10 protein-coding genes and 2 tRNA genes are annotated in these 9,212 nt (G+C 67.7%); 9 read left to right on the plus strand and 3 right to left on the minus strand.

Annotated elements, in window-relative coordinates; translation table 11 throughout:
- The first annotated feature begins 34 nt into the window (after nucleotides 1-34).
- Nucleotides 35-217: a hypothetical protein gene (locus AB0368_RS32215; protein WP_366157782.1), complete on the plus strand. Its 183-nt coding sequence runs from the start codon at nucleotides 35-37 to the stop codon at nucleotides 215-217.
- Nucleotides 218-287: 70 nt separating this feature from the next.
- A complete protein-coding gene (locus AB0368_RS32220; protein ID WP_366157783.1) occupies nucleotides 288-569 on the plus strand; it encodes a hypothetical protein in 282 nt (93 codons plus the stop codon).
- A 71-nt stretch (nucleotides 570-640) separates the two neighbouring features.
- Here the strand turns inward: AB0368_RS32220 and AB0368_RS32225 are convergent, their stop codons facing one another.
- Both AB0368_RS32225 and AB0368_RS32230 read right to left on the minus strand, forming a co-directional pair.
- Entirely contained in the window at nucleotides 641-943 is a 303-nt protein-coding gene (locus AB0368_RS32225) for a MerR family transcriptional regulator (protein ID WP_366157784.1), read from the minus strand.
- Between the two features lie 1,124 nt (nucleotides 944-2,067).
- Nucleotides 2,068-2,138 (minus strand) — tRNA-Gly (locus AB0368_RS32230).
- A gap of 141 nt (nucleotides 2,139-2,279) precedes the next feature.
- Between AB0368_RS32230 and AB0368_RS32235 the strand changes: the two genes are divergently transcribed.
- The 7 genes from AB0368_RS32235 (at nucleotide 2,280) to AB0368_RS32265 (ending at nucleotide 8,427) form a co-directional block, all read left to right on the plus strand.
- Nucleotides 2,280-2,353, plus strand: a tRNA-Pro gene (locus AB0368_RS32235).
- A gap of 40 nt (nucleotides 2,354-2,393) precedes the next feature.
- The gene (gene tig / locus AB0368_RS32240) at nucleotides 2,394-3,743 is read left to right on the plus strand and encodes a trigger factor (protein ID WP_366157785.1); all 1,350 of its coding nucleotides are present in this window, start codon (nucleotides 2,394-2,396) and stop codon (nucleotides 3,741-3,743) included.
- Between the two features lie 186 nt (nucleotides 3,744-3,929).
- Nucleotides 3,930-4,559 carry an ATP-dependent Clp protease proteolytic subunit gene (locus AB0368_RS32245; protein WP_366157786.1) on the plus strand — a complete coding sequence of 210 codons (630 nt, stop codon included), beginning with the start codon at nucleotides 3,930-3,932 and terminating at the stop codon, nucleotides 4,557-4,559.
- Nucleotides 4,560-4,570: 11 nt separating this feature from the next.
- Nucleotides 4,571-5,233 (plus strand): ATP-dependent Clp protease proteolytic subunit, encoded by a 663-nt coding sequence (locus AB0368_RS32250; RefSeq protein WP_366157787.1) that lies wholly within the window; start codon nucleotides 4,571-4,573, stop codon nucleotides 5,231-5,233.
- Nucleotides 5,234-5,523: 290 nt separating this feature from the next.
- Nucleotides 5,524-6,816: an ATP-dependent Clp protease ATP-binding subunit ClpX gene (gene clpX, locus AB0368_RS32255; protein ID WP_366157788.1), complete on the plus strand. Its 1,293-nt coding sequence runs from the start codon at nucleotides 5,524-5,526 to the stop codon at nucleotides 6,814-6,816.
- A 110-nt stretch (nucleotides 6,817-6,926) separates the two neighbouring features.
- Complete coding sequence (locus AB0368_RS32260; RefSeq protein WP_366157789.1) at nucleotides 6,927-7,460, plus strand: GNAT family N-acetyltransferase; 534 nt, start codon at nucleotides 6,927-6,929, stop codon at nucleotides 7,458-7,460.
- 169 nt (nucleotides 7,461-7,629) lie between these two features.
- The gene (locus AB0368_RS32265; RefSeq protein WP_366157790.1) at nucleotides 7,630-8,427 is read left to right on the plus strand and encodes a carbon-nitrogen hydrolase family protein; all 798 of its coding nucleotides are present in this window, start codon (nucleotides 7,630-7,632) and stop codon (nucleotides 8,425-8,427) included.
- Here AB0368_RS32265 and AB0368_RS32270 read toward each other — a convergent pair.
- A complete protein-coding gene (locus AB0368_RS32270; protein ID WP_366157791.1) occupies nucleotides 8,424-8,639 on the minus strand; it encodes a hypothetical protein in 216 nt (71 codons plus the stop codon). The genes AB0368_RS32265 and AB0368_RS32270 overlap by 4 nt on opposite strands.
- Nucleotides 8,640-9,212: the final 573 nt, after the last annotated feature.

Here is a 9,212-nt window from a genome sequence, read left to right on the forward strand (position 1 = left end):
GTTCCGGGCGACCCGGCATTCTGAGGAGACAACCATGTCCGACCCCACCGCTGACGCCGAACCCGAAACCGAGGAGCAGCCCTTCGCCAACCGGGCCGAACGCCGGGCCAAAGGCAAGAAGACCGCCAGCCCCACGGTGGGCGCCCAGGGGCAGCGTCCGATGCGCCCCGGCACCGTGCAGAGCCCCCGCCAGTACGGCAACCGGCGAAGCGGCTGACCCCTAGCCCCCTGACTCTCGACGACGTCGGCGGGCGGCGGGTACCTGGCCCTGGGTACGGTTAACGACTATGACGATGACCTACTCCGGCCCAGCCAGGCTGACCCTCGTCGACGGTGCATGCATTACAGGTATGGCATCGCTGAACACCAACCAGCGCGGAGGCCTCAACGGCTGGGGCGGCACGTTCCGTCCGGACGAGGTGACCGACGACCTTCGCAACGCGGGCGAGGGGCTGCAGTTGGAGCTCCCGTACGAACGGGTGGGCGAAGTCACCGTCACCGGCATTCGCAGGCTGCTCGCCACGCAGGTGCTGGTGTCGTTGGCCGGTCGAGGGCCTGCACCGTTCTGACGCCCCTGCCAACTTGACCGCCGGACGGTCCCTTCCGTGGCGGGAGGGACCGTGTGGGCGGCGGGGGGTGGTCAGTCGTGCCGGTGGGCCTCGTTCTGGCGCAGAGCCTCTTCGAGCTGGTCCTCGAGGATGATGATGCGGCAGGCGGACGCCATGTCGGTGCCCTGGTCGCACATCTCCCGGGCCCGGGCTGCCAGCCGCAATTGATAGCGGGAGTAGCGGCGGTGTCCGCCGCCGGAGCGGATCGGGTCGATCAGTTTCGCCTCACCGAGGCGGCGCAGGAAGTCCGGCGAACTGCCGATGATCTCCGCGGCACGGCCCATGGTGTAGGCGGGGTAGTCCTCGTCGTCGAGCATGTCGTCGGGTTGGCCCATGGACACCTCCATCACGAGGGCCCCGGCGCTGGGAAGCGCCGGGGCCCAAAGGTTACGGGTCAGAAACACCATCTACCGACAGGTACGTCGGCTTGTCGTATCCGCACCACAGACGGGTGCGAGGATCGCATAAGCGTGACCGGAGACCACCTCTCGTTCGATGGAAACTGCGGTGTCCGCGCCCACCCCACTACTGCGGCCGGCGGCGGGCGATCCAACGGTGTCGGGCCCTCCCTTTCCTCTGATTTCCTGGACTTCTTACCTGGTGCTCGTCCGCCGGTGCTGGAGCCCCACGCGACTTCATGGCCCCGGACACGTGCGACGGATCGGTACTGCCTCGGTGGGGCCCTGAAACTGCCTCAGCTCCACCGTCTGGTGCTCACTTCACTTACCGGTACTGATCTTGCGGGCCTTGGTCCGGCCTTGCGCCCTCTGAGCGGGCGTCGCGTCAGCGTCTCTGACGATCTCCGTTAGCAACGGGAAGAACGTTAGCTGGTGCCACCGAGCATGTCTAGCACCGAGAGCATAGATTTTATGAGAGTCCGCTCCGAGCTGTTCCGGCTGCCGGGGATCACCCTCTGGGTGGGCCGGGGTACCGCATGGAAACTTCGCGATGGAGCGGCGCTGACCTGCAGCACAGGGCTGATGGCCTCGGCCGCTGGCCGGGGAGCGGGCGACGAGAACCGAACTCGCGCAATAGTTCGAAGATCGCTACGTCGTGGCGCGGTGGTGGGTGCATCGGCCGACGCCGGTCCTCACGCTCGACCCAGCGCAGGGCGACCGCGGCTGTCCGAGGGCAAGCCGGCCCGCCGGCTCGGCAGCCGATAGCCCGCCCTCGACGGGCCGGAGCGCCGCTGGGGATGGGCGAGAAAGATGGGCCGCAGCTCGTTGCCGCACCCCTGGGTACCGAAGGCTCCAACGGTGATGGCGCCGTTCACTGGAACCTCATCTGCAGGAGCGGTCCTGGGTGGGTGCCGGCGTGCCCGGGGCGCGCGATGCCGGCCGGAGGCAGCCAGCTGCGGGCCGCGAGCGCGTGCGGTGCGCCGGGGCAAACCGTCAGGGCACCGGCAAGACGGCGGCCCAGGCTGTGGGAGATGTCCCCTGACCTGGGCCGATGAACTCTGAGCGGGCGACGAGAATCGAACTCGCGTAATCAGTTTGGAAGACTGAGGCTCTACCATTGAGCTACGCCCGCGCGGGCATCGCACTCTGTGCGATGCCGTGGCTAGCGTACTGAATCCCCTCGCTGGACGCGAACCGGTTCCCCCGCGTGGCGCATGCGGGCGACGCCGAGGCACACGGCACACGACCGACCGCATACACTTGCCTGCGGCCTCGGGGTGTGGCGCAGCTTGGTAGCGCACTCGCTTTGGGAGCGAGGGGCCGTGGGTTCAAATCCCGCCACCCCGACTTTCACCAACACCGAAGAGATCCATCAAGGAGTACGCCTGTGAAGAGCACCGTCGAGACTCTGAGTCCGACTCGGGTGCGGCTCGCCATCGAGGTGCCGTTCGATGAGCTCAAGCCGAGCCTGCAGAAGGCGTACCGTGAGATCGGCTCTCAGGTCCAGATTCCCGGCTTCCGGCGCGGCAAGATCCCGGCCGCCGTGATCGACCAGCGGGTGGGCCGCGGCGCCGTGCTCAACGAGGCCGTGCAGGAGGCCATCCCCCAGCAGATCCTCGCCGCGGTGCGCGAGCACGACGTCAAGACGCTCGGCCGCCCCGAGGTGGAGATCACCGAGTTCGCCGACAACGAGCCGCTGAAGTTCACGGCCGAGGTCGACGTGCGCCCCGAGATCACCATCCCGGACCTCAGCACCATCAAGGTCGAGGTCCCGGCCCTGGAGATCGGCGACAGCGAGATCGACGAGCAGATCAACGGGCTGCGGGAGCGCTTCGCCACCCTCAAGACCGTCGAGCGCCCGGCTGCCGAGGGTGACTACGTGCAGCTGGACCTCAAGGCGACCGTCGACGGCGAGGAGGTGCAGGGCGGCTCGGCCAGCAACATCTCTCACGAGGTGGGCAGCAAGCAGCTGCTTCCGGGCCTCGACGAGGTGCTCGTCGGCCTGGCTGCCGGCGCCGACACCACCTTCACCACCCAGCTCGTCGGCGGCGAGTTCGCCGGCCGGGACGCCGAGGTGGCCGTCACCGTCCGTACGGTCAAGGACAAGCAGCTCCCGGAGATCAACGACGAGTTCGCCCAGATGGCGAGCGAGTTCGACACCCTCGAGGAGCTCCGCAACGACCTCCGGGAGCGGGTCACCCGGGTCAAGAAGGTCGAGCAGATCTACGCCGCCCGGGACGAGGCGCTCAAGCAGCTCGTCGCCGCCGCCGACATCCCGGCGCCGGAGGGCATCGTCAAGGACGAGGTCGAGGGCCGCAAGCAGGCCATGACCGACCAGCTCGAGCGCATCGGCGCCACCCTGGAGGACTACCTGGCCTCCGAGGAGAAGACCGAGGAGCAGATCGACACCGAGCTGGCCGAGGCGGCCACCGAGGGCGTCAAGATCCAGCTGCTGCTCGACACGATCGCGGACGCCGAGGAGATCCAGGTCTCCGACGACGAGTTCGGCCACGAGATCGTGCACCGGGCCCAGCGCGCCCAGATGCAGCCCCAGCAGTACTACGACCAGCTCGTGCAGTCCGGGGCGGCCGCGGCCGTGTTCGGCGACGTGCGCCGCGGCAAGGCCCTGGCGAACGTCATGGAGCACGTCGAGATGAAGGACACCGAGGGTAACGTCCTGACCCTGGACGACCTCCGGGCGGCCGGCGAGGACGACCACGCCGGGCACGACCACTGACGTTCCACGAGGGGGCCGCCGCGTGTCCGTGGCGGCCCTTTCCGCGTTCCCGCCACCCCGGTGCGCTGTCAGCGAACACCTGCCCGAGCGGGAAGCTGATGCGCATTCGACCGGTTAGGTTGGTCGTACGACGGACAACCTGCCGGCCGGATCCTCGGCCGACACAGTCAGCTGTGAAGGGCTGCCATGACCGATCTGCACATCCCTGCGAGTCCCACGCTGCGTGGTGACTCCATCAGTGGCAACCTCGACGACTCGGTCTACAACCGCCTGCTGCGTGAGCGGATCATCTTCCTCGGCAGCGAGGTGACCGACCAGGTTGCCAACCGCATCTGCGCGCAGCTGCTGCTGCTCTCGGCGGAAGACCCGGAGCGCGACATCAACCTCTGGATCAACTCGCCCGGTGGTTCCGTTTACTCCGGCATGGCGATCTACGACACGATGCAGTTCATCGACAACGACGTCGCCACCGTGGCCATGGGCATGGCCGCGTCGATGGGACAGTTGTTGCTCTGCGCGGGTGCCAACGGCAAGCGTTACGCGCTGCCGCACGCGCGGATCATGATGCACCAGCCGTCGGGCGGCATGGGTGGCACTGCCGCCGACATCGCCATCCAGGCCGAGCAGATGCTGTATACCAAGCGCATGTTCCAGGAGCGGGTGGCCTTCCACACCGGCCAGGACCAGGCGACCATCGAGGCCGACTCCGACCGGGACCGCTGGTTCACGGCGCAGGAGGCCAAGGATTACGGCTTCATCGACAAGGTGATCACCGGGGCCACACAGGTTCCCGAGGGCGCCGGAACGCTGAACTGAGGAGCTGAGCAATGACGGACCTGACTATGCCTCCCGGGTTCGCTCCGGTGCACAACCGCTACGTCCTGCCCTCGTTCGTCGAGCGCACGTCGTACGGCGTGAAGGAGTCGAACCCGTACAACAAGATGTTCGAGGACCGGATCATCTTCCTCGGCGTCCAGGTGGACGACGCGTCGGCCAACGACGTGATGGCCCAGCTGCTGACGCTGGAGAGCGCCGACCCGGACCGCGACATCCTGATGTACATCAACTCGCCCGGCGGCTCGTTCACGGCCATGACGGCCATCTACGACACGATGCAGTACGTCCGGCCCGACATCAGCACGGTCTGCCTCGGCCAGGCGGCCAGCGCGGCCGCGGTGCTGCTCGCGGGGGGCACCCCGGGCAAGCGGATGGCGCTCCCGCACTCTCGGATCATCATCCACCAGCCGGCCACCGAGGGCGGGTACGGGCAGGGCTCGGACATCGAGATCCAGGCCCGCGAGATCCTGCGCATGCGCACCCAGCTGGAGGAGCTGATCGCCAAGCACTCCAACCGGCCGGTCGAGAAGGTCAGCAAGGACATCGACCGTGACAAGATCATGACGGCCGACGAGGCCAAGGAGTACGGGATCGTGGACACCGTCCTCGCGACCCGTAAGAAGAGCCTCCAGACCGCCGGCGTGGGCAGCTGAGTTCTTCCCTGCCGCCGCGGCGGACCGGCTCCTGAGCAGGTCCGACCCCGGCCAGGGAACCGCCGAATTGGCGGGATGAGCACGCGGTGTCAGGGGTCGGTCGGGTCGCGCTAGACTGACTGGCCCCTGACACGCCCGTTTTGGGGGGTCGGAGAACTGCCCCTGAGCGGGTAACGTCGAGTCGGCAACCTCAGTAACGCGGGTCGGCAGACGATGAGATACCGACGAGGAAATTCGTCCTCGGGCCAAGGGTCGGTGTGAGCCGGCCGATGAGCGCAGGGAGACCGTAGGTGGCACGGATCGGTGACGGTGGCGACCTACTGAAGTGCTCGTTCTGTGGGAAGTCCCAGAAGCAGGTCAAAAAGCTCATCGCGGGCCCTGGGGTCTACATCTGCGACGAGTGCATCGACCTCTGCAACGAGATCATCGAGGAAGAGCTGGCCGAAACCGGCGAGGTGAAGTGGGAAGAGCTTCCCAAGCCGATGGAGATCTGCCAATTCCTCGACAACTACGTGGTGGGTCAGGAACAGGCCAAGAAGGCCCTGTCCGTGGCCGTCTACAACCACTACAAGCGGATTCAGGCCGAGTCGGCCGGCGCGCCCGGTGCGGGTAGCGACGTCGAGGTGGCCAAGTCCAACATCATGCTCATCGGTCCCACCGGCTGCGGTAAGACCCACCTGGCGCAGACGCTTGCCCGGATGCTCAACGTTCCCTTCGCCATCGCGGACGCCACGGCGCTGACCGAGGCCGGCTATGTCGGTGAGGACGTCGAGAACATCCTGTTGAAGCTCATCCAGGCCGCCGACTACGACGTCAAGCGCGCCGAGCAGGGCATCATCTACATCGACGAGGTCGACAAGATCGCCCGCAAGAGCGAGAACCCGTCGATCACCCGGGACGTCTCCGGCGAGGGCGTGCAGCAGGCACTGCTGAAGATCCTCGAGGGTACGGTCGCAAACGTCCCGCCGCAGGGCGGCCGCAAGCATCCGCACCAGGAGTTCATCCAGATCGACACCACCAACGTGCTGTTCATCGTCGGTGGGGCGTTCGCGGGCCTGGACCGTATCATCGAGTCCCGCGTCGGCCAGGGCGGTGTCGGCTTCGGCGCGCACCTGCGCTCGGTCTCGGAGCGGGACACCGACGACATCTTCAGCAAGGTCATGCCGGAGGACATGCTGAAGTTCGGGCTCATCCCCGAGTTCATCGGCCGGCTCCCGGTGATCACCACGGTGCGCAACCTCGACCGCGAGGCGCTCATCAAGATCCTCACCGAGCCCCGCAACGCGTACGTGAAGCAGTACCAGCGGCTCTTCGAGCTCGACGGCGTGGAGCTCGAGTTCGACACCGGCGCCCTCGAGGCCATCGCCGACCAGGCGATGCTCCGTGGCACCGGCGCCCGCGGGCTTCGCGCGATCATGGAGGAAGTCCTCCAGAACGTGATGTTCGAGGTGCCCAGCAACCCCGACGCCGCCCGAGTGCTGATCACTCGGGAGGTGGTGGTGGAGAACGTGATACCCACCATCGTTCCGCGCGAGTTCGCCGGCCGCCGTGCCCGCCGCGAGCGCGAGGAGAAGTCCGCCTGACATCGGCGTACGGTCTCCCGGAGGTCCTGGCCCGCGTCGAACGTGGCGAGCGGCTTCCCACGGAGCCCTGGTTCGATCTGATGCCGTCACCGTCGCCCCGCAGGGCGGCGGTGACGTCGTTTCCGGGGTACGTCGTGGTGGCGGCGGACGTCGACCGCTCCTGGCTCGACTCCCGGATACGTGGCGGAGACCTCGGCGCGCCGTTGTCCCCGCCGTTCCTCTCCGCGCTCGAGCAGCGGTTGCGGCTGGCCGCCGGATCGGTCGATGCGGTCGTGCTGGCGTCCCCGCTCGCCGGTGATCCGCCGGTGGACCTAACCCCGGTCGAGGACAGCGCCCATCCGAGGGGCGTGCGGGCCCGCCGCTTTCGCACCGAGGTTCGCATCTGGACCTGCGGGCCGTCGGTGCTCGTCGTGGGCAAGGGGCTCGGCGGGCGCTGGGAGGCCGCGATCGAGGTCGACAGCTCCGCGCGCAACCGAGGGCTGGGGCGGTCGCTGGCCCGGGCAGCACGTCATCTGGTGCCCGACGGCAGGCCGGTGTGGGCGCAGGTGGCTCCGGGGAACGCGGCGAGCCTGCGCGCGTTCCTGGCGGCGGGGTACTCCCCGGTGGGGGCTGAGGTGCTCCTGACGCCGGCCGCGTCTCCCTAGCAGGGCTTCGTGCCCTCAGTGGGCTTCGTGCCCCCCAGTGGGGCTACGTGCCCCCAGTGGGGCTTCTCCTGTCCCCGGCTGAGGCTGAGGTCGTCTCGCCGCGGCTGCGTTCGCGTAGCGGGCTTCGTGGGCGTTTCCCGCGCCGGCTCCGCCCCGTACGCTGGCTGGCATGCGTGTCGCCGTCTGCCAGTTGAACGCTCGCGATGACCGTACCCGTAATCTCGCCGTGGCCCGCGATCTCCTGGGCCGGGCCGCCGCGGCAGGAGCCACCCTCGCGGTCCTGCCCGAATACGTCGACTACCTCGGACCCGGCGGCGGACTGCCCAAGCCCGAGCCGGTCGACGGCGAGTTCGCGGCATTCTTCGCCGAGGCCGCCCGCGACCTCGGCATCTGGGTGCATGCGGGATCGTTCCACGAGGTCGGCCCCGACGCGGACCGCACCTTCAACACCTCGTTGATCTTCAGCCCGGCGGGTGAGCTCACGGCGACCTATCGCAAGATTCATCTGTACGACGTGGAGCTCCCGGGTCGGGTGTCCTACCACGAGTCCCGCACGGTGGCGCCGGGTGACCGCACGGTGGTCACCGAGATCGACGGCGTGCCGACGGGCCTCTCCATCTGCTACGACCTGCGGTTCCCCGAGCTGTACCGGCGGCTGGCCGTCGAGGGCGCGAAGATCCTGGTGGTGCCGGCGGCGTTCATGATGCACACCGGCCGGGACCACTGGGAGGTGCTGCTGCGGGCCCGGGCGATCGAGAACCAGTGCTACGTCGTCGCGGCCGGCCAGATCGGCGACCACGAGCCGCAGCGGACCTGTTTCGGGCGCAGCATGATCGTCGATCCTTGGGGGACCGTTGTCGCGCAGGCGCCGGACGCGGTGGGCATCGTGACGGCGGACCTCGATCTCCAGCGGCTGGAAGAGATCAGAACCGATCTGCCCAGCCTGCGGAACCGCCGGCTGTTCTAGAAGGCCTGCACCAGGTACCCGACCACCGCGACGCAGACCACAGCTCCACCCGCGATCAGCATGGCTCCGCCCATCCGTGAGGGCCCGCGCACGATCAGGCGATGCACCGACACGACCACCGCCGCGAGCACCAGAATGCCGATGACCAGCTGAGACAGGGGCATCAGCAGATCGAATAGCGCGTCGACGGCCAGCGCCGGTTCAGGTGCCATGCCTGCCACTGTGGCACGGGGCTGGGACGGATGGTGTTCCTGAGGCGGGGGTCGATTTGCTTTTCCGGTGGGGCGTCGCGTAACTTTCTCTCTGCCCGAGGGGAACCCGGACGGACCGGCACGAAAGTGACCGGGTTGGCGGTGTCCCAGCGGGCGGCTGAAGGAAGGCGCTATGCTGACTGACAGTTCCGGGCGAGGCAGGCGGCGGGAAACCGGATTTGCGCCTGCGAGAACGACCGGGTAGAGTAAACCAGCCAGCAGGAACCGGGCGGATCGATCATTCAGTGATCTCCGGACGGCTGCAGGGCTAACCGACGATTCGCACACCTTCCGGGGTGGGCGTCAGCGCGGGAAAACACTTGGGCGATGCCACGAAGATCCTTCGGATTTTCAGAGACTCCGGTCTTGCGCTGGCGAGGTCGACCAGGTAAGTTAGAGCGGTTGCCCCGAGCGGGCCTCCTCGGATGAGGTGGTGCCGAACGGTGTGTGGTTGTTCTTTGAGAACTCAACAGGGTGCTTGATAAGCCAGTGCCAATTATGATTTACCCGGCCAGATGCTTTTGTGTCTGGTGG

It is taken from the genome of Actinoplanes sp. NPDC051475, from assembly GCF_040689425.1.
GTDB lineage: Bacteria > Actinomycetota > Actinomycetes > Mycobacteriales > Micromonosporaceae > Actinoplanes.